This window comes from Streptomyces sp. BBFR51 (genome assembly GCF_044591655.1).
GTDB lineage: Bacteria > Actinomycetota > Actinomycetes > Streptomycetales > Streptomycetaceae > Streptomyces.
This window is the reverse complement of record NZ_CP172448.1, coordinates 8,560,709-8,580,651: the sequence shown is the minus strand read 5'-3', so window position 1 is coordinate 8,580,651 and position 19,943 is coordinate 8,560,709. Positions and strand designations below refer to the sequence as shown.

At 72.5% G+C, this 19,943-nt stretch carries 5 protein-coding genes; 3 read left to right on the top strand and 2 right to left on the bottom strand.

The window, feature by feature from the left end:
• Window positions 1-552 carry an EF-hand domain-containing protein gene (locus ACGH7X_RS39025; protein ID WP_399895276.1) on the bottom strand — a complete coding sequence of 184 codons (552 nt, stop codon included), beginning with the start codon at window positions 550-552 and terminating at the stop codon, window positions 1-3.
• 271 nt (window positions 553-823) lie between these two features.
• Between ACGH7X_RS39025 and ACGH7X_RS39020 the strand changes: the two genes are divergently transcribed.
• The 3 genes from ACGH7X_RS39020 to ACGH7X_RS39010 all read left to right on the top strand — a co-directional run bounded on the left by ACGH7X_RS39020 (window position 824) and on the right by ACGH7X_RS39010 (window position 3,149).
• Entirely contained in the window at window positions 824-1,366 is a 543-nt protein-coding gene (locus tag ACGH7X_RS39020) for a hypothetical protein (RefSeq protein WP_399895273.1), read from the top strand.
• Window positions 1,367-1,812: 446 nt separating this feature from the next.
• Window positions 1,813-2,754 carry a ricin-type beta-trefoil lectin domain protein gene (locus ACGH7X_RS39015; RefSeq protein WP_399895270.1) on the top strand — a complete coding sequence of 314 codons (942 nt, stop codon included), beginning with the start codon at window positions 1,813-1,815 and terminating at the stop codon, window positions 2,752-2,754.
• Between the two features lie 59 nt (window positions 2,755-2,813).
• Entirely contained in the window at window positions 2,814-3,149 is a 336-nt protein-coding gene (locus ACGH7X_RS39010; protein ID WP_399895268.1) for a YbaB/EbfC family nucleoid-associated protein, read from the top strand.
• Window positions 3,150-3,253: 104 nt separating this feature from the next.
• On the opposite strand, the gene ACGH7X_RS39005 is transcribed toward ACGH7X_RS39010, so the two are convergent.
• On the bottom strand, window positions 3,254-19,891 hold the full coding sequence (locus ACGH7X_RS39005) for a hypothetical protein (protein ID WP_399895265.1): 16,638 nt from the start codon (window positions 19,889-19,891) through the stop codon (window positions 3,254-3,256).
• Window positions 19,892-19,943 lie beyond the last annotated feature (52 nt).

The window sequence follows — 19,943 nt, the reverse complement described above, 5'->3', positions numbered from 1 at the left end:
TCAGCGGAGGGAGTGGCCCGCGACGGGCCCGCACACGTAGTTGCCCGGCTCGGCGGGGTCGTCACTGATCCAGAACTGGATCCACAGCGCGGCGAACTCGGACCGGCCGAGGTGACCGTCGGCATCCTGGTCGAGACGGTCGAACACATCACCGGTCGCGATCCCCTGCCCGTGCCACAGGTCGATCAGCCTCTGGTGCTCGTTCCTCGAGATGCGGCCGTCACCGTTCTCGTCCACCGCGTCGAAGACCGTATCGGCGGTGGCGGCCACCGCGTCCCGCATGGTGGGCAGCCGGTCGACCATGGCGAGGAGGTCGTCCATGTCGATCCTGCCGTCGTGGTCCGTGTCGACGGCCTCCGAGAGGTGCTGCCACCACCCCAGCAACACGTCCTCCACCCGCGCGGCCAGTGCGTCGTCCGCCCGCACGCGGGGCAGCCGGCTCCACCGGGTCGCGAGGGCCGCGAAGTCCGCCTCCTCCAGGCAGCCGTCGCCGTTCACATCGAAGGCGTTGAACATGTCCTGCAGCTTGGTCCGCTGAAACTCACTGGCCATCACAAGCCCCTTCTCTCGCGGTGCTGAAAGGATGCTGTCCGCGCGCGTGGGCCATCCAACAGCGTGTGAGAGCGCGAGGTGTCACAGCGACGCCGCCGAGCGCCCTGCCCGTGCGCCGAGCGCCGGTTTGAACGCGTGGCGCGCCCTCCTCCGGGCCGCCGGACACCGACCGGTCAGGCAGTGTCGACGCCGGTCAGGACGAGGGGAAGCCGGCCGCTCGCTCCCTCGACGAGACGGACCGGGATATTCCAGTCCGTCTGGTGGACGTGGCATGCCGGGTTGGGCCGACACTTCACGCGTCGACTTCAGCGCTTGGCCGGCCCGCGGTGAGCGGGCGGACGACGACGAACTGGTGGCCCGCGCGGTGGCGGCCTGGGCGCGTCCGGCGCGCTCCTCGTCCAGCGTCACCACCGCGGCCGCGATCACCGTCTCGGCGGGCGGCGGATCCGCCCGGTACCTGCTCGCGCCGTGGATCTCGGAGGCGGCGAGCCGGGACCTGCTGCGTCCCGACGATGCCGCGCACCGTATCGACGTCTCCGCCCACGGCGTGACCGGACCCGTGCCCACGGCCCGGACAGGCTCCTCCTGCGAGCGGTGGCCGGTCCTGCAACTGCGGTCCTCGCCCCTCATCGTGGAGGACCACTCCTTCCTCCTGGCCGATCTCGGTGGCCTCTCCCCCGTACATCTCACTTACACCCCCGCTGCCGGGGGCCGGCGCTCCCCCGCCACGCCAGCCGAGGGAGGCTACCGGCAGCGCGGCCCTGACGATCTGCCCGCCCTCCCTGTGGACACGGCCGACTCGACCGCGCCGTGAGGGGTGACGCGCCACCACCGGCTCCCGACGCATCCGGCCCGGTAGATCATCAGAGCGAGGCGGTCGGTGGACCGGGGGCCGCCCCTGGCCGGGGGGAGCCGTTTCGGCAATGGCCAGGGGCGGTGAGGGCCACGGGGAGTCACCCTCGCTCGCACTTGCGCTGCGGTCGGACGGACGGATGCGGTCCGTACCCCTTTCACTTGTGTGAGTGACAGCAGGGGCCCTTCGCCCTGCCGGACCTGTGGCGGCAAGCACCCGAGTCAACCAGCACACGCGCACGGCACAACACTGGGTGAACACTGTTGTGATCGCCCGGTAGCGCAGGGACTCAAGACGGCATCACACCGTGTGCGTCGTACGGCGCTCGAACGCTAAGCTACGCTGCGACAGTCGGCTCATCATTTTTCCATGACCGCTCCGTGGTTTCCGAGTTCACAGGAGACTGAGTGCCTCCCCAACCCAAGCCGCAGGACCCCTCGCTCCTGGACGGGGCCTCCTCGCGCTTCGCCGATGCGTTCGTCCGGCGCACGACGAAGTCCTCACAAGGCACCAACCCACGCCCCCGGCCGTGGAAGTGGCTGGTCGCCGCAGGCGCCCTCACCGCGGTAGCGGTCCTGGTCGTCTTCGCCGTCGCCAACCTCCCGTCCGACTCGGCCGGCAAGAAGAAGACCACAGCGGCCGACGTCGTCTCACCGGCCGCCGCGACTCCCGCACCGCACAACACCGCGTCCGCGCCGGACAAGTCGGACGGTGGCAGGGCTGCCGCGCCCGGCACCGGCGGTTCGGGCGGCGGCTCCTACGGCCTGCCGGTCACGAAGGGATCCGGTGGCACAGGTGGCGACGTCGCGGACCCGTCGGAGGCCGCGGCCCCGCCGTCGGCCCCGGCCGGCGCCGGTCCCGCCTCCGGATCGGGTTCGGCCTCGGGCGGCTCCAACGGTGGTTCGTCCTCGGGCGATTCGACCGACACGAACCCGCAGAACAGCACCCAGCGGGATCAGTCGGACGTGGCGCCGGGCATCTCCGTCTACAGCCACGACAGCGGTCGCTGCATCTCCGCACCGGCCGCCAAGGACGGCACCCGCCTGCAGATCTGGGACTGCGACGGCAGTTCCTCCCAGAGGATCGACTTCCGTTCCGACGGCACGGCCCGGGTGTACGGCCTCTGCATGGACCTGGCGGGCGCCTCCGACGGCAGCGGCACCCCCGTCCAGCTCGCCCGGTGCAACGGCGGCTGGGCCCAGAAGTTCAAGGTGAACAAGTCCCACGACCTGGTGAACACCGTGATCGGCAAGTGCGTGGACATCACCGACAAGCACACCGCCAATGGCACAAAACTCCAGCTCTGGACCTGCTACGGCACCGACAACCAGAAGTGGAGCAAGCGCTGACCCGGCGCCGGACCAGCGCCCCACCCCCTATCGGGCCTTCAGACGATCGGAACGCAGACGTGAACCTCGACGGCGGCCCCGGCCTTCAGAGACTCCTCGACAACACCCGGCAGCTCCAGCAGGACCTGGCCCGTGCCCAGGAGGAGTTCAGCGCGCTGACCGTACAGGGCACGGCAGGGGGCGGCGCGGTGAAGGCCACGGTCGACAGCAACGGCGTACTCACCGACTTGCGGATCACCCCGGCCGTGGCCGCCCCGGACAATGCCCAGGGCCTGGCCGACCTGGTCCTGGCCGCCGTACGGGAGGCCCAGCGGGCGCTGGCGGTGCGCCACGAGGAGCATTTCGTGCCGCTGCTGAAGTCACTCGACTCTCAGCTCGGCAACTTCCCCGGCTGATCGGCCGCGACCTCGCACGGCAGCGCGTCACCACGATGCCGGGGCTGCCCTGGACCCTGCCACGGTCCGGGCGGCCCCGGCGTTTTCGCGCGGGGGCCCTGTCCTCAGACGACGTGTTTCAGGTTCCCGCCCAGCACCAATTCGCAGAAGCGGGCCGCTCCGCCGCCTGCCTCGGCGGCCAGCAGCCGAGGATCCGGCTTGATCACCCGCGCCTGTGGATCGAGGTCGATCGACATCACGTTGCCCTGTGCGGTCTGCGGCGCCCGGGTCACCTGAGCCGTGGACTGCTCCAACCAGCGGATCTCGCCCATGATGTTCATCGCCCACACCTGGTCGCCGGGGACCGCTCCCAGGACGAGCGAGCGGGCGCCGGGACCCGCCTCCAGCAGCAGTCGTTCCACTCGTGCCACCTCCTCGGTCACCGGCCCCTGCCATGTCCGTTTGGCCAGCGCGATGCGTTCGCGGTAGCCGAGCGGCCCGGTGGACGCCGTTTCCATGGGGTCGACGGACCTTTGTTCGGCCTGCCGTCGGTGCCGGGCGGCCCTGGCCTCCGCCTGCTCGGCGAGTCGGCCGACGACCCGGCGGCGCGTCTCGTCCTTCGTGGTGGTCGCGTAGGCACGGGCTCGGTCCGCCAGCCGATCGAGGGCCTGCGCGCGAAGGGCGTGGTCGTCGGCGTCGTTCCGCCCGTACTCGTTCAGCAACCGGTCGAGATCCGCCACCCGCGACAGCGACCGGAGGCCGGACGCCGCCGGATCCGTGGTCTGCTGTCGGAACCGCTCCAAGTCGAGAAGATCGTCCTCATCGACGCTCTCCGCCTCCTCGGTGAGCGCCGCTTCCTGGGTGAGCGCCGCTGCCTCGGCGGGCTCGGTCCCGTCGTCGGTCACCGGCGTGTCGGTCGCGGTGTGTTCCTCGGCCAACGGCAGGGCGACCACGCGGCCCACAGGTCTTGGGGGAACGAGATACATCCGTGCATCGTCCGCCGTCCGGCTGTACCGGGCCGGACCGGCCGGCGGTGCCGCCCGCTGCCGCCCGGCACCTGGCTTCGTGGCGGTCCGGGCGGTGCGTGGGACGGCGGCGAGGTAGGCGTCGCCCCTTCGGTAGACGGTCACCTCGGGAAGGGGGCCGGAGGTGTCTTCGACGGCTCCCGGGTACGACGTGTGGGTGCCGTTCTCTTCGACGACGGTCAGGTTCACGGCCAGGGTCCGCGCGGTCGCCCGGGCGGCCGCGTCCGCCGTCTGAGCGTTCCAGCCTCGCGCCGTGCGCAGGTTCCGGCGGACCAGCCCCTGGGTCTCCTGCGAGGTCAGCCGGGAGCGCAGCGCCTGGGGCAGTCGCCCGCCGTCGGCCGACATCCGCTCGCGGATCCGCTCCCGCAGGCCCGGCTCGCCCCGGAAGGCCCGGTCCAGTGCGGCGGCCACTTCCCTGGTGTGGAAGACGGCCTGCGGGTCGAGGCTGAGACCGTCCGGGATGTGCGAGCTGCGGGAGACCTGTGCGGCCAGGCGCGCAGGGTCGCCGGTCCGGCTTCCCCTGGCCGCGAGGACCGCCGCGTAGAACCCGTTGCCGTCGCCCTCGGGCCGGTGCAGGTCGAAGAGCACGCGTCGGCCGTCGGGCTCGGTGGCCGTGATGCTGCGATGATCGGACGCGGCGTCGAAATGCCGGTGTTGTACGGAGTCTTCGCTGCCCTGCCCTCGCTGCCAGGGTGCGTCGGAGTACGCGGGCCGTGTCTCGTCTTCCTGTCCGGCGGTTGTCGCCACCGTGGACGGCTCCCCCTTCACGGCCGCCTCGTTCGGGGGCTGCGCGGTCGGGTCCTGCGCCGTGGTTGCAGGGAGCTTGCGGCTCGCCAGTCCGGATGCTGCGGGTTCCGTGAAGACGGCCCGGGGCGGCGCCGGCGTGTCCGCGAGCTGGATGCGCCCCTGCGGGGTGGCGTTGAGCTGGTGCCAGTTCGTCAGGCGGTCGGTGGCCTCGCGTACCCCGGCGTAGGTGATCGCCAGACCGTCGGCGTGCGCCCGGAGCGCCTCCAAGTCCTCCTTGACCTCGTTCAGCCGCTGCTCCGCCACCGCCCGCTCCACCTGCGCCCGGGCCAGCTCGATCCGCTCATCGCGCACCTCGGCCCAGCCGTCGTGGGAGGGTTCGGCGACCAAGTCCTCCCGTTCCAGGGCGTCGAGGGCGGCGCGGGCGTCCTCGACGGACAGCGCGGGTGGCGGGCCGCCGCCGTTGAGTCCGGCCAGGGTGCGTTCGGCGGCGGCCAGTGCGGTCTCGCGCTCGAAGCCGTCGCCGCGGCGCAGGTTCCAGTAGTTCTCGTCGGCGGTGGTCCAGGCCCTCTCCGCGTCGGCCACCGCGTCCCAGGACGCGGACACGTCGGCCGGGAAGAGGGTGTCGTCGATCAGGCCGAGCTGCCGGGCGACGTCCTCGCGCACCCAGGCGAGCACCGTGGCCCCGGTCTCCACCGCCTGCGGCAGCCGTTGCGGGTTGCCGAAGGCGCTGCGGACGAACCGGGCCGGGGTGCTGTCCGTGACGTGGTGCCGCACGTGGGCGACGGACATCCACGTGGTGGGGATGGCGAACAGGAACGTGCGGGCCTTGTCCGGCTTGATGTTCACCGACGCGAGCTGCTCGCCGGTCTGGCCCGAGGCCGCCGAGTCGAGCCCCTGCGCCCCCGACCCGCTGCCGATCTGGTTGGTGCCGAGCGCCGGGGAGGTGGTCGTCGGACCGGCGTGCAGGACGTGCTCGGCCGCCCCGGCCCGGTCGGCGGACGCCCCCGCGCCCTGCGTGCTGCGGTGGGCGTGCTCGAACTTCGCGCCGTCCGTGACGGTCAGCAGCCGCGCCCCGGACAGGTCCGGCTTGGAGTACAGGGTGAGGCTGCCGTCCGCTCCGCCCCAGAAGCCGCGGTCGGTGAGACCCGCGACCTGGTAGCCGTCCGGCGTCAGCGTCTGCCCGTAGAACGCGGCCAGCGCGCCGTTGGACGTGCCGTCCTCCAGGCTCTGGGCCGGTCCCGAGCCCGCCCGGGTCAGTGGCGTGTCCTGTGCCCGCACCAGCAGGTCGGGGCCGAGCGGGCCGTGTGCAGGCACCGGCAGGGACGCGTCGTAGGCGGCACCCAGCGCGAGCGTGTTGGCGGCGTGCAACCCCTCCAGTCCAACGATGCCGCGTACAGAGAAGCCCTGCTCGGGCATCTCGAACGGCTTGGTCCGCGGGTCGCGGCCCGGGTGGGCGACCTCGTGCCAGCCGCCCGCACCGAACGCCCGCGGCAGCTCGGCCCTGTGGGGTTGCGCGTGCTCGTCCAGCTCCGGCGGCGCCAGCGGATCGGGGCGGTCGGCCGTCGCCACTCCAGCGGCATGCCCGTCGCTGGGCCGCGGATCGGGGCGCATCAGGCTCATCGGCAGGTGTTCGACGAGCCGTCCTACGTTCTGCTGGGCGGAGATGCTGTGCTTGCGCCGCCCCGTCCACGTGCGCCACCAGTCGCCGGCCGCGTCCAGCGCCCGCTCCGCGCCGCCGCGCCGCGCCGCTGCCGGGGTGACGGGTGCGGAGTCCGTGATCTCCAGGTCGAGCCTCAGCTCGTACTGCGTGGCGTACTCGCCGTGGGCCTGCGAGATCGCGACCGTCGAGATGTCGACGGTGCCCTCGCTCCACGTCTGCGCCCGGGTCTGCGTCGAGGAGCCCGTCTGCGTGTACGAGGGTCCCGCCATCGGGACCGCGGCGTCACCGGTGTGGGCGCCCTCGGTCGCGGCGATGCCGATCATCCGGCCCGTGCTGCGCCCCTCGGCGCGCTGGACGGACTCCACGGCGTGGCGGGCCTCTTCCAGCTCCACGCTGTGGCCCAGGCCGCCGAAGCCGTCCGGGGTGGCGCGCACGGGTACGAGCTGGGCCCGCAGCCTCACTTGGCGGTGGCCGACCCAGGTCTCGGCCCACTCCGCCCCCCAGCGGCCGATGCGGGCGGGCACGGAGGCGCCGGTGCCGCCGCTCATCTCCTTGCCGACGGCCCGCATCACGCGACCGGAGACGAGCCGGCGCAGTTGCTCCCGGTCCTGTGTGGTGAGCCCCAGGGGCGCCAGTTGCTCCTCGAACCGCTTCAGTGCCGCCGCCGTGTTGAGCGGGTTGACCGGCCAGCCGCCGAACGCCCCGCGCAGCCAAGGGAACGGCGACCACGAACGCTGCTTGTACAGGGGTACGTCGCCGAAGGCGTCCTTGAGGGCCCCGAGCCGGTGGGCGTTCTTCTCGGGGACGTGCACCAGAAGGCCGTCGGGGACCACGACCCGGCTCCCCGCGGCCGAGGCAAGGGACGTCGGCATGTGGGGGACGCGGTGCGCCCAGGTCCCCAGCCGGTCGGAGGCGGCCGCGAACTCGTGCAGGAGCGAGGCGGCCACCAGGGCGTGGCGCCCGCTGTCCCTGCGGGTGACCTCCGACACCGCGGAGCGCTGCACCGTGACCGACGTGGACAGGTCCCGCCGGTAGGGGCTGAGGACCAGGCCGTAGTTGCCGGTGACGCCCGTTCCCGCGTCGTGGGTCCTGCGGAAGCCCACCTGGCCGCCGAAGAACAGAGTAGTGGTGCGGGCGCTGCGGCCGGACGCCTGAAGGGTGCTGCCGACGACGGAGTCGGAGTTGATCGTCTCCGCCCGGGTCAGTGCGGTCAGGCCCGGCAGGACGGTCGTGCGGTGGGCGAGCCACGTCGAACGGTTCAGGTACGGTGCCGCCGCCCACAGCTCCGGCGCCCGCCAGCCCATGGGGGTGGAGGCCTGGTCGTGGTTGGCCCGCAGCGTCTTGCTGTCGGTGAGCTGGATCGCGGCGTCGTGGACCGGGGCGCCCTTCCGGCCGGCCGTCCAGGAACGCCCGGTGGCCTTGTCGAGCGTCGTCTCCAGTGCCCGCGTCATCTCGGGGCCGGACGTGACGGATACCGTCTGGTGCGGATGCGACGCCAGCACGGAGTCCTCCCTGCCTGCCGCGTCCTCCAGCGCCTTGTCCGTCCCCAACGCCAGGTCGAGGGCCTCCTGCCGGGTCATCTCCGGTGCCGCCTCGGGGACGTCCCGCGTCCGCGGGCCGGACTCGGGCCGTGTGGTGGTGACGGACGTGGCGGCCGGGGCGTGCTCGACCGGGACGCTCAGCAGCACCCTGCCCAGCCCCGCCGACACCTCCGTGCCCGGCCGGGGGGTGAACAGGGGGCTCTCGGGCTCGCCGAACACGAAGGGCTGGGTGCCCAGCACGTTCAGGAGCACCAGGCCCCGCATCCACCGGCGGGGGCGGGAGTAGCCGCCGCGCTTGGCCTCAAGGCGCAGGTCGTAACTGTAGAGGTGGGCGCCGCCGGTGTTGTACGACATCTGTTCGTTGGCCGCGGACATGCCGTAGCCGCTCTCGGAGTCGGTCCGCCCACCCGCACGGACGCCTGCCGAGAGGGTGCCGGTCTGGAGTACGCCGCCCAGGTCGCTGGGGGTGGTGTCGCTCAGCGAGAGCATGCCCTCCACCCCCACCTGGCCGCCGCGGGAACCGCTGCGCTGGCCGCCGACGACCTCGGTGCCGGGAGCGCTGAGGCGCACCCGCAGGTCCTGCTGGTCCCCCTCGTAGCGCCGTCGGGTCAGCTTGGCGTCGATCCACACGTAGCGGTGGCCGCGGGAGAGCGTGGCCGACTCCACCAGGTCGATGCGGAGCCCGGTGGTCATCATCGTCTCGACGTTCGTCGCCAGGCTGTGGTGGGCGAGCTGGTTGTAGATCTCCAGGGTGTTGTTCAGCACTGTCTTGAAGTGGTCGGCGCCGCGCCAGCGGGGGTTGAACGGGTTCAGCTCCCGCAGGGGGGCGACCATGTCCGGATAGGCCCTGCCGACCTCCTTGAGCACGGCGTCGGCGAAGTGTTCGGGGAACGTCACCGTCCTGCCGTCCACGACCTTGCTGACGGTTCCGTCGGGGAACGTGAACTCCTCGACCCGGCTCATGCCGAGCGTCGTCGGATCGTTCTCCGTCAGATAGCGCGGAGCCCGCGGTTCCGGCGTCGTCCGCTCGGGTGTCCTGTCCAGCCCTGCCAGCCGCCGGGCCTCGGTGCGGGTGATCCGTTCGATGGCGTAGGTGTCGAAGACCCGGGTGGCCGGTTCCTCGCTCCACTTCCGCGGTGAGTGCTTGCGCAGCCTGCCTGGGCGGTCCCCCTCACCCGGGCCGGACCTGAGCGGCGCGGCCCGCTTGTTCGGCGGCGCGGTCACCGTGACCTTCTTGTGCACCAGGTACAGGCCGGTGTCGGTGGTCTTGGCCTGCCCGGTGATCTTCACGGCGGCGGTCCCGCCCGAGACGGTGCCGCGGTTGCGCGCGGCGGCGTAGCGCGCGGTCAGTCCCGCCTGCGCCCGCAGGTTGAGCGCGCCGCCGTCCAGGTCGAACAACTGGAAGGCGGGGCCGAGCACGGCGCCGACGTCGACGGTCCGCGCCTTGCCGACCTGCCGTTCGTTGCGCGAGGTGCTCTGCGCGATGTCGCGCAGCTCCGCCGCCTTCGTCTCGCTGATCAGGACCGCTTCGCCGGACTCGACCCGCACCGAGAACACGCCGAGCGGGTCGGCACCGTGCGTGCCGCCGAGGAGTGGCGGGGTGAACACGGGGCCGGAGTTCAGTACGCGGGACATCGCGTGGAAGCCGCTGGTGGAGAAGAACGCGCCGATGCGTTCCGCGGCCATGGTGTCCGGGCCCACACCGGCCTGCTCGACCACCCAGTCGTGGATGTGGCCCACCGGACCGAAGTCCTCGGTGCTCACCAGCCGGTAGCGGGCGTCGCCCGTCATGGTCAGGCGTTCCGGCAGCTCGCCAGCGGGCGGCGCACCGCTGGTCGACGACTCGGGGATGCGCACCGTGAGGCCGTCGCGCACGGCGAAGCCGAACCCGGTGGCCTGCCGGGTCGTGTCTCCGTCGGTGATCGCCTTGCCGTTCAGGTCGACAGGCCGACCGCGCTGGTCGTGGACCGAGAACTCGTACCAGACGTCGTCGACATGGAGGTGCGAGGCGTCCGAGGCGCGGGACTCGGTTTGGTTGACCACCTGGCGCTGCTGGTTGTACTTCACCTGCTTGCCGAAGTTGACCTGCGCGTGCAGCCGTGCCCACGGTGACAGGAACGACTTGAGAGGGCCGAGGGGCACACTCGGGGACAGACCGAAGGAGGTGCCGTTGGCCTTGACCTGGCCACCGGTCGTGGTCGACCGGCGCATGACGTCGTTCTTGACCGGGTTCGCGTAGCCGAAGGTGAACCGTTCCCAGGTGCCGTAGGGCCGGGCGGTGATCCGCAGGACGCGGGTCCTGCCGTTCGCCGTCCGGTAGCCGAACGTCTTGCCGTCGCCGAAGAATCCCCGTGTGTCGTCGCGCAGGGCGCGGCTCACCTGCTCCAGCAGGACGGGGGTGCCCTGCTTCTGTCCCTCGGGCAGCGCGGGACGGGTGCTCTCCCGGGTCGCCAGCTCCCGGCCGAGCTCGCCCACGACCTGGTCGATGCCGCGCAGTCGGGGGTTGCTCTGGCCGAAGGCGAACGAGCGGCGTACGACGTCCGGCGGCAGTTCGGTGAGCCGGGTGCCGACGCCCTCGGCCATCTGAACGGGCAGCCGGGTGCCGTCGCTGAACTTCACCGGACCCGTGGTCGTCGGCGCGGGCGGCAGCTCGCGGTCGAGCCGCGGCGGCCGGCGTTCTTCCAGGTCCACGCCGATCGTCGCGGGCCGGGTCGTGGCCGTGGGGGTCTCGTGGACGGCCCCTGGAGTCTCCTCCACCTCGGGGACGGTCTCCAACGGAGCGGCGTCGAGCAGGCGTTCCGGGGCCCCGGCCGGGACGGTGACGTCGGCGGCGGTGCCGTTGCGCGGGGGGTGACCGGGGATGCCCTCGGTGGTCGGCAGGAACGACGCCGCCCGCTCGGGTGCGTGGTCGGGCGCCGCCTGCCCCGCCGCCACGCCGTGCCCGTCCGTCTTGGCACCACCTGGCGTGAGGTCGCTCTCCAGTCCCGCGATGAGCCGCGCGGTCCTCTCCACCCGCGCCCGGAAGTCCAGGTGCGCGAAGGTGTCCCCGACCGATCCCAGCTCCCGGTATGCCTCGATGGCCCGCTCGGCGTCGACGGGCTCGTGCCCGAGCCGCGTCAGCCGCCGGTTGACCCTGTGGGTAAGGTCCGCGTCCAGACCCAGCACGCGGGAGACACCCGGTCCGCCGTACCACCGGCCGAGTCCGGCGTGCCGCTCCCCGGTGAGGGTCATGACGAACTGCGCGAAGGAGTCGGCGTTCATCAGCGAACGCCTGCCCATGGCGTACCAGTTGTGCTGCTTCGCGGGGAGGACCGACTCGTCCGACCCGGTGTAGGTCATCGGATCGCGGGCCTGCCGGTTCTCCAGCCTCGGCGTGCCGAGAGCGTCCTCGACCCGCTCCATCTCGTAGCTGCTGTACTGGTAGTCGTCCGTTCCGGCGTACCGGTGCGTGGCCTCGTGGACGAGGGTCCACGCCAGGTCCCAGTCCTTGTCGTTCGCCTTGGTGAGGTGGATGGGGCCCTTGCGTGCGAAGACTGGTGCGATCTCGTCGCGCTTCATCCGGTGGGGGTCCAGGAGACGGCCGGTCACGTCACGGGCGACGGGGTCGACCCAGCCCACCGCGCCGGCCTTCTCAGCCAGCGCCGCGGCCAGGTGGTACGAGGTCCTGCCCACCAGGGTGACGGCCGCCGTGCCGGAGTCCAGTCCGGCGCCCACCCGCTCCAGCACCTGGGTGAGGTGGGCGAGGAAGGGGGCGGCCTCCTGCGGTGTCGCCCGCTGGAACAGGGGGAAGCTGCTCGTCAGCGCATCGAGCAGCGCCCCCTGGGGAGTGCCGTCGGCGGCGCGCAGCTCCCGCAGGGCCAGTTCGACCCGCCGCTTGGTGTCGGGCAGCACCCGGCGCACCGTGTTGGGCCAGCGATCGGGCGCCGCGATCTCGCCGAGCGTCGAAATCTTGACGTTTCCGCTGCCGTAGGCGCGGTCCGTCACCTCGTCGAACTGGTCGCCGTGCTCCCGGTGGCCGGGCCCGATCCCCAGTTGCTCCGAGGTGGCGGTACGGGACGGATTGCGGACGTCCCGCCACAGACCACCGCCCCGCTGCCCGGTGTGGGTGTGCGGCAGGGCCGTACGGTCGTACCTCCACACGGTGACCGGGACATGGAAATCCTCGGTGACCGTCGGGACGGCGGCCTGCGGGGGCTGCTGCGACACCGGGGCCCGCCGGTCCGTGTCGACCCGGCGGCCGTCCCGGGCCAGCCTGGCGGCCAGTTCCCGGGCGGACTCGGGACCGTTGCGGTGCAACTCCCAGCCGATGTCTGCCAGCTCCCGAAGTCGCTCCCGGTGCCGCATCCCGGGGACCCAGGATCCCTCGGACTGCCGGATGTGGAAGGCCTCGCGCGTCGCGTCCAGCGGCAGTCCGTGCAGCAAGGGCTCGTCCTCGTGGGCCTCCCGCAGGGCCTGGTCGAGGGTCACCCTTTCCCGGTCGGGCTCCAGTACGCGGCCCGAACTCGCCGAACCCTGGACGAACTCCGGGTCCTCGCCCACCTGGTCCTGTGCGACGCCCTTGCCCTTGCCCTTGCCGACGGCCGTGGTGTCGTCCGCCCCCGACCGCGGGGGCTGCTGCTCGGAGTCGTCGCGTGCCCCTCCCGGACGAGCGGTTTGGGGCAGGCCCGCGAGACGGGTGGCGACCGCTTCCGCGCGGTAGACGCTGTTGCCTCGCGAGAAGGCCGTTCCACTCGAGGTTTCCAGGCTCCGGTGGGTCTGGTGCACCCGCCAGGCCGACACCCTTTCCCGGCCCATGCCGGTGAGCAGGTCGTTGACCGAGTGGACGAAGAGATCGTCCACGTCGGGGTTCCGGGGCCCTCCGTAGAGGGTGTCGGCGATCCGGTTCGCCCGGTCGGCCGGCGGCCCGTTGCGTACGGCGTCGTCCAGTCCGTCGTAGGCGTCCCGGACCCGGAGGTCGAAGAACGCGTCCTCCCTGACGCCCCGGGGCAGCCGGCTCTGGACCTGCCTGCCCAGTTCCGTCTGTTCGTCGTGCGGCAGCCGTTGCCAGGCGCTGGCGCCGGTCACGGCGGCGGTCTCCTCACGCAAGCCCTTGATCCAGTCTTCCAGCCGGGGGGTGACCAGAGCGTCGAGGATGTTCCGGACCGGCGGAAGGAACCTCTCCACCTGCTTGCGGTCCTTCTCCAGGCGAGTCCTGGCGTGGTATTCCGCCTCTCCGGTGATGCGCAGGTCGCCGCGCTCCGCCGCGAACCGGTCGGCCAGACCCCGCAGGACGATGAAGTCCTGCGCCCGGCCCAGCCGGTCGATCTCGCGCCCGATCTGCCCGCGCACCGAGGTCGCGAGGTCGGAGACGGTCTTCGCCACCGTGCCCTTCGGCTTGGCGCCCAGGGCGCGGTTGATCTCGATGTTCACCGTGGAAAAGACGCTGTTCAGCTCGGTGCGCGCCTTGCGCTGGTACGACGCGGCCGTCGTCCGTGGATTCTCCGGGGCCGACTCGCCGCGCAACTGTTCGATCCAGTCCTGGCCGGGCCGGTTGACGAACTGGTCGACCATCCGCTCGGCGTGGTCGCGCCGCGCCGTGACCGCCGCCTTGGTCTTCTCCGTGGTGGCCCACGAGGCGGCCTCGGCGGCGGCCCGCGCGACCTGCTCCTCCAGGACGGTCTTCAACGCGGCCCGCCCGTTCGAGAACGTGTCCGCGAGGCCGCGCAGTGCGTCGAACGTCGTGGGCGTGCCGAGCCGGTCGATCTCGCCCTGGATGTGCGCGGCGATACGGTCGTGCAGTGCGCGCAGCATCCCGGTGTCCGGGCCCTGGGGTCGCACGCCCTCGATGTTGCGCAGCGCCTGCGGCAGGTCCCAGTCGTGCAGTTCGCTGTGGACCAGGCTCTGGTAGGCGGTCTTCGTGTACGTCAGCTCGTGGCCCGGTTCGGTGTGCACCGCGCGGCTGCGGACGCGGGCCAGGGTCGTCGTGGTGTCCGTCGCCCCCGTGTGGGTCTCCTGGCTGACGAACTCCCATCCGTCCCTGCCGTACGCCATCACATTGGCGACCTCGAAGAGCTGCCCTTCCGTGCCGCCCCCGTAGTACTCGCCCGCGCCGTACCAGTCCGTCGGCCGCTGCTCCCTGCGGAACACCACCGGGGCCGGCATCTTGGTGTCCGGCGACTGGTAGTGCCATACCGTGATCCGGCCCTCCCGCGCCGAGGGTGTGACGGCGTAGGCGCAGCCGTTCATCGTCGGCGTCAGCACCAGGCGGGGGTCCGACAGGCCGGGATGTGCCAGCACGTCCGCGTGACCGACGTTGTCCGCGTAGTCCTCCGAGCCGCGCGTCAGGTAGGGCACGAAGACGGCGTTCACGTACTCGCCCTCGGGCCTCGGGGCGGGCAGGACCGTGTCCTCGCTGAAGGAGAAGCGGTCGGCGCCGTAGTGCCCGACGTACCACTCGACCGCCGGGGCCAGCGCGAACACCGCCTTCCCCACGGTGTCCACGCCCCGTTGCGACAGTACGAAGCGGTGCTCGGACAGGTGCCCCGCGTGGCTCGGCAGAATCGACAGGGCGTTGATGAAGTCGTCCAGGTCCTTCGGTCCCAGACCCGGTGCATGGGTCTCGAGACCGGTCTTCATGTCCAGGGACAGCACGTGTGCTCCGAGGAACGACTTGGGGTCGGCGCTCAGGTGCGCCTCCGGATGTGCGAAGTGCGCCTGCGCAGTGGTCTGCGTGCCGCCCGAAGGAGCTGCGGACTGACCGGCGGTCGAGGTCGCCGCCTGCTCGGAGCTGCCGCCGAACAGGCCCGTTCGGTCTCCGTGTTCGGCCAGCCGTCCGGCCAGGTCCCAGGCGGCTTCGGCACCGTGCAGGTGCAGCTCGCGGCCGATCCGGCCCAGGTGGTGCAGACGGGTGAGCCGATCCGCGCCGGCGACGGCGGGATCGGTGTGCTCCTGGATGCGCAAGGCGTCACGCAGTTCGCCCGGGGTCAGGTCGCGCAGCAGAGGGTCCTGCGTCTGCAGCTCGCGAAGGGCCCGTTCCTGGTCGAAGCCGTCCTCCGGCCCCTGGGTGCGCTCCCGCGGGTCCGCGTCCCGGCCGCGGTCCACGGCTTTGCCCTTGTCCGCCGTGCGCGCTGCCGTGGTCTCGGCCCGGTCCTGCCGGAGCGTTCCCAGGATGTGGTCGGCGATGGCCTCCACCTGCGCGGGGGCCGACAGGGACGTGAACGCCTCGCCGGTCTCCGACGCCAGCTGCCACGCCGCGTCGCCGACCTCCTCGTAGGACACCGGTCGGCCGGCCCTCGCACCCAGCTCGTCGTTGACAGCGTCGGTCAGACGCTCGCTCTCGGTCACGAAGTCCGCCACGACCGCGGCGCGTTCGGCGAGTGTCGACTGCGGGGTGAGGATGCCGACGTTCAGCAGGTCCTCGTGAGCCCGGTCGAGCCGGTCGGCCGGGAGGTCCTCGATGCCGCGTTCTGCCAGGATGCCCCGGATGGTCTCCGTCGGCTCGGCCGGGTCGACGGACGAGACAGGGTGGTGCGGGGCCGCCGTCGGCCTCCCGAAGTTCTCGTCCAGGGTCCGTGCGACGACGAGGTCCGCCCGCTGGGCGGGCGAGAGGTCCTGGAACTCGGTGCCGAACTGCTCGAACAGTTCCTGGTGCACCTGGTGGATCCGCTGGTTGTCGGGATAACGGTCCGTGTACCGCAGGAGCGTCTGGCTCGTGGCCCTCCGCATCTGCTCCTGGGAGCGCACCATCTCGTCGGCGACCAACGTCGCCTGCGTCTTGACGGGGAGCTTCACGACGTCGGGACGCTGCTCCAGCAGCCGCTGGTGGGCGTGCTCCGCCTGGGCCCGGGTGCCGGTGAACTCCGAGGACTCCCGGACAATGCGACCTACCTCGGCGGGCAGGTCGAGGGTCTGTGCGGCGTCCTGGAGAAGTGCGTGCGCCGGCTGCTGCGCTCGGTGCTGTTGCTCCGAGCCGTGGGCGCTCGCCTCGGGTGTGCGGACCGCGGTCCCGGGCGTGCCGGCCGCGTCCCGGTCCAGGGTGACCTGCGTGCGTGCGGGTCCGGGTGCCTCTGACTTCGGCTGCGCGGACGCCTGCGTGTGCTCGGTTGGGTCCGTCCGCGGGGGCGCCGGTGTCCGCGAGGGCGAGGGGACCGGTGCGTCGGAGGCCGCGTCGTGTGCGGGGGCGGGTGTCCGGTGCCCGGGGGCGGCGTCGCCGTCCCCGGAGACGGGCCGGGCCGGGGTGTCCGGGCGGCCCTCGGCGGACGGGACCAGATCCGCGCGCCAGTCCCGGAAGGCCGGGTAGGACCAGCTCCGCAACTCGGGCACGAAGTCGCCGTCGCGCAGGTCGTCGAGGCGGGCCTGGAAGCCGTCCTCGCCGCGCGACTCGTGCGACAGCCAGGCCGACGTCCGGTGCCCCTCGGGGGCGAACAGTTCGTCGTACCGGGTGACGCGCTCCGTGCGGAAGTCGTTGCCGAGTCTGCTGAGGGTGTCCTCGTGCAGGGGGAAGGCCTCGGTGCTGCCGGGGTGGCCCGCGATCTCGTGGAAGGCGTGTGCGGCCTCGCCGACGACGGCCTGGAGGTCGCCCTCGTGCCGGATGCGGTCGGGCACCGACGTACGGAGGTCGTCGCGGGCGCCGGACCAGTCCGCAGCGCTCTCCCCTGCCTTCGCCGGGCTGTCCAACCGCTCGTCGAAGTGCCGCTGGGCGGTGGCCCGTACGGCGTCGAGGTACTCGGCGACCACGCGCTCGCGGCCGCCCTCACCGAAGCGGCCGAGGAAGTCCTCGCCCAACTGGGACAGGTGGTTCTGCGCGAAGGCGGCCTCCTCGGTCACCCGGGCACGGACGAAGTGCTCCTTGGCGATGCGGCCGGGGAGTTCGTCGATCGCCCGGCTCGTCCTCAGGTCCCACAGCGCGCGGGGTCCGTCTCCGTCGCCGTGACGGAAGACGAGGTCGTGGTCGATGCGCAGGTCGTACTCGAAGTCCTGGCGCACCTTGGCCAGGAAGTCCTCGGACAGCACGTCGCGGCCCCGCGAGTTCCACCGGATGACGTCGTCGAACTGCTCGCCGGTCGCGGTCCGGATGTCCCGCTCCCGGGATGCGATGGCCCCGATGTCGTCGGACACGCCCTCCACGAGGGTGTCGATCTGGCGGCCGGTGCGGGCGGGCAGTCCCCCGCCGGTCTCCCCGCGGTGCAGGTACCGGTCGAGGATCCCGTCGAGCTGGGCCTCCTTGGTGAGGTAGTACTGCTCCAGCACGTTGTAGTCGTGCGACCGGTCACGGAAGGGGTCGGCGGGCGCGGTGGTGCCGTCGTCGAGGTGGCCGTACAGCTTGCTGTCGTCCTTGACGAATCGGTTGAGGTCCTTGTCGAAGACGGACTTCGTGGGCGCGTGCTGGAAGTCCGGCAGCAGTTCCCCGTCACCGAACCGGTTCGCCTTGTAGGAGTCGATCCGTTCCTTGACGACAGCGGCGAACCTCTCCTTCTGGTCGGCGCGCACGATGTAGTTGTGGGTGCTCGCCCTGGCGTCGTGGACGATGCGGTCGAACGCCTCGGAGGAGACGCGTCCCGTGCTCTCGACCTCGGCCCGGAACTGCTGGGTGATGTCGTGGCGCCACTGCCAGTGGGCGTTGCGCATCTGGGGCCCGTCCCGGGCGATGCGCGTGCCGCCGAACACGTTGTTCTCGGCGAACGTGTCGTACGCCGTGTTCCATGAGGCGGTGAGTTCCTCCCCGCGGAACTCCAGCCGGGCCTCTGCCTCAACGACGGGCGGGGTCCGCTCGTTCTGCTCCTGCCGGTAGGTGTGCCACCGCTGCTCTGGCGTCGCGCCACCGTCGGGGGCGGGGGTGCGCGGGCTCTGGGGGCCGCGCGTGTCCTGTGCGGCACGGTCGGGGCGGGCGGGCAGGGCGGCGGCCTCGTGGCCGGGCTGGACGGGACGCGCACCGCGGTGCGGGGCTCCCTGGGGTCCGTCGTGGGCCGTGGTGCCCGCTCCCGCTTCGTGGTGGGCGGGCGCCGGAGCCTCATTGGCCGAGGAGGACACCGAGGCCGGCCTGCGGACGGGGGCCGCGGGGGTTTCGACGCTCGCCGCCGTCCGCACCGGCGTGCCCTGCGCGGAGCGCTCGCCGGTGCCGGACGCGGGCGTGCCCGGGCGTACGGGGGTGGGTTCGGGCGTGCCGGTGCCGCGGGCGGGGGGCTGGGTGACGCGGGCTCCCTCGGCGGGCGTGCCCTGCGGCGTCGGCGTCGTGGTCCGTCCGGCGCCCGCGCCCGCGGCGCCCTCGGCGAGGGGGGCCTGAGGGTTGCCCGCGTGCGAGGTGACGGTGTTGCGCGGGGTCGTCTCCCCCGAGCCCGGGGCGTGTGTCGTCGCGGTGGGGGTGTTCTGTTCGCCCCGGGGACTGTTCGTGCGGGGCACGCCGCCGGGGCCGGCGGGGGAGGTCTCGCGCACCGCTCCGGCGCCGCCGTGCGGGCTCGGGGAGACCTCCAGGGCGTCCGGGAGGCCGGCGCTGCGCGGACCGTCCAGGAAGGCGTGCGGCGTCTGAGGGGCGGAGGGACCGCTGCGTACGGCGGCGGGCGCTGTGCCGTTGCCGGTGGCGAGGTCGTTGCCTGCGGTGTGGGGAACCTGGTTGCCCGGCCGCGGGGTGACCGGCGTGTTCGGAGCCGTGGCGGCGGGCGAGCTCCCGCCGGAACGGACCTCCCCCGGCCGCAGGGTGACCGGCGTGTTCGGTCCCGACACCGCCGGGGACGTCCCCTCGGGGTGGACCTGACCGGGCCGGACGGTGTGGGGCCGCTGTCCGCCGCCCGCGGTCTGGCCCGCGGAGGGCGTGGGGAGGGGCTGGGGCACCGGGGAGTCCGGCCGGGCCGTGCCGGGTGTCTGCGTGCCCGACCGCTCCTGCCCCGGGCGCACGGTGCCCGGCAGCGGGGTGGTGTTGCCCGGGGCCCCGGCGTTCGGTCCGGGCGCGGCGGTCACGGGGTTGGTGACTCCGGCGCCGGTGGGCGGTGCGTGGTTGGTCTGGACGACCGAGTTCGGGAAGGGGGCGAGGTCTCCCACGTGTGGCAGCCCGACGTTCGGGATGTTGTCGCCCGCGTGCGGCACGGAGAGGCTGGACGCCTTGCTGGGGCTGGGGGCGGGGCCGGGGGTGGCGATGTTCGGCAGGCCCTTGCCGCCCGCGGCGGTGTTCGGGCCCTTGAGGATGTCGACTCCGCCCATCCCCCAGCCCGTCCACACGCCCAGGCCCATGTTGATGCCCTCGGACTCCCAGTCGATGTGCATCGGCCCGTGCCCCGCCTTGGAGCCCAGCCATCCCGCGAACAGGTCGGTGCCGAGGGTCACGCCCGCGTTGAGCACCGAGTCCGCGGTGAACGCCGCCGCCCGCCCGACGTTCGCGGCCGCGGCGGCGATCCGGGAGATGCTGGAGGCGATGCTCTGCACCAGTTGGCCCACGAGCGAGGTCAGCCGCGCCAGGACGGCACCGATGCCGAACGAGGCGACGCCGAGAACCATGCCGAAGATCGTGGTCAGTGCTCCGATGAGAGCCGCGCGGTTGATCTCGTCGATGGCCTTCTGCAACTCGTCGGCGTAGTTGATGATCGCCTGCCCGATCTCGACCGCCACCGTGCCCGCCTCCAGCAGCGCGTGCCGGATGTTGTGGTCGGCGACGCCGTTCCAGACGAGTTCCGCCGCGTGGCCCGCCTTGCCCGTCCAGCCTCCGGCCATGGAACCCACGGCGCCGTCCATGACCCCGACGGCGTCCTGCAGCATCTCGCCGGTGGAGATCCACAGTTGGCCGAGTTCTCGGATGTGCGCGTCGTCGTAGTGGACTGGCATGGTGTGTCCTCACAAGCGGTGGCCTGGGCCGGGGAACCGCGGTCCGGTCAAG

What these genes read in the sequence shown, in the direction of transcription:
- ACGH7X_RS39005 (WP_399895265.1), bottom strand. Translation starts at nt 19,891, where the DNA reads ATGCCAGTCCACTACGACGACGCGCACATCCGAGAACTCGGCCAACTG.
- ACGH7X_RS39025 (WP_399895276.1), bottom strand. Translation starts at nt 552, where the DNA reads ATGGCCAGTGAGTTTCAGCGGACCAAGCTGCAGGACATGTTCAACGCC.
- ACGH7X_RS39020 (WP_399895273.1), top strand. Translation starts at nt 824, where the DNA reads ATGCCGGGTTGGGCCGACACTTCACGCGTCGACTTCAGCGCTTGGCCG.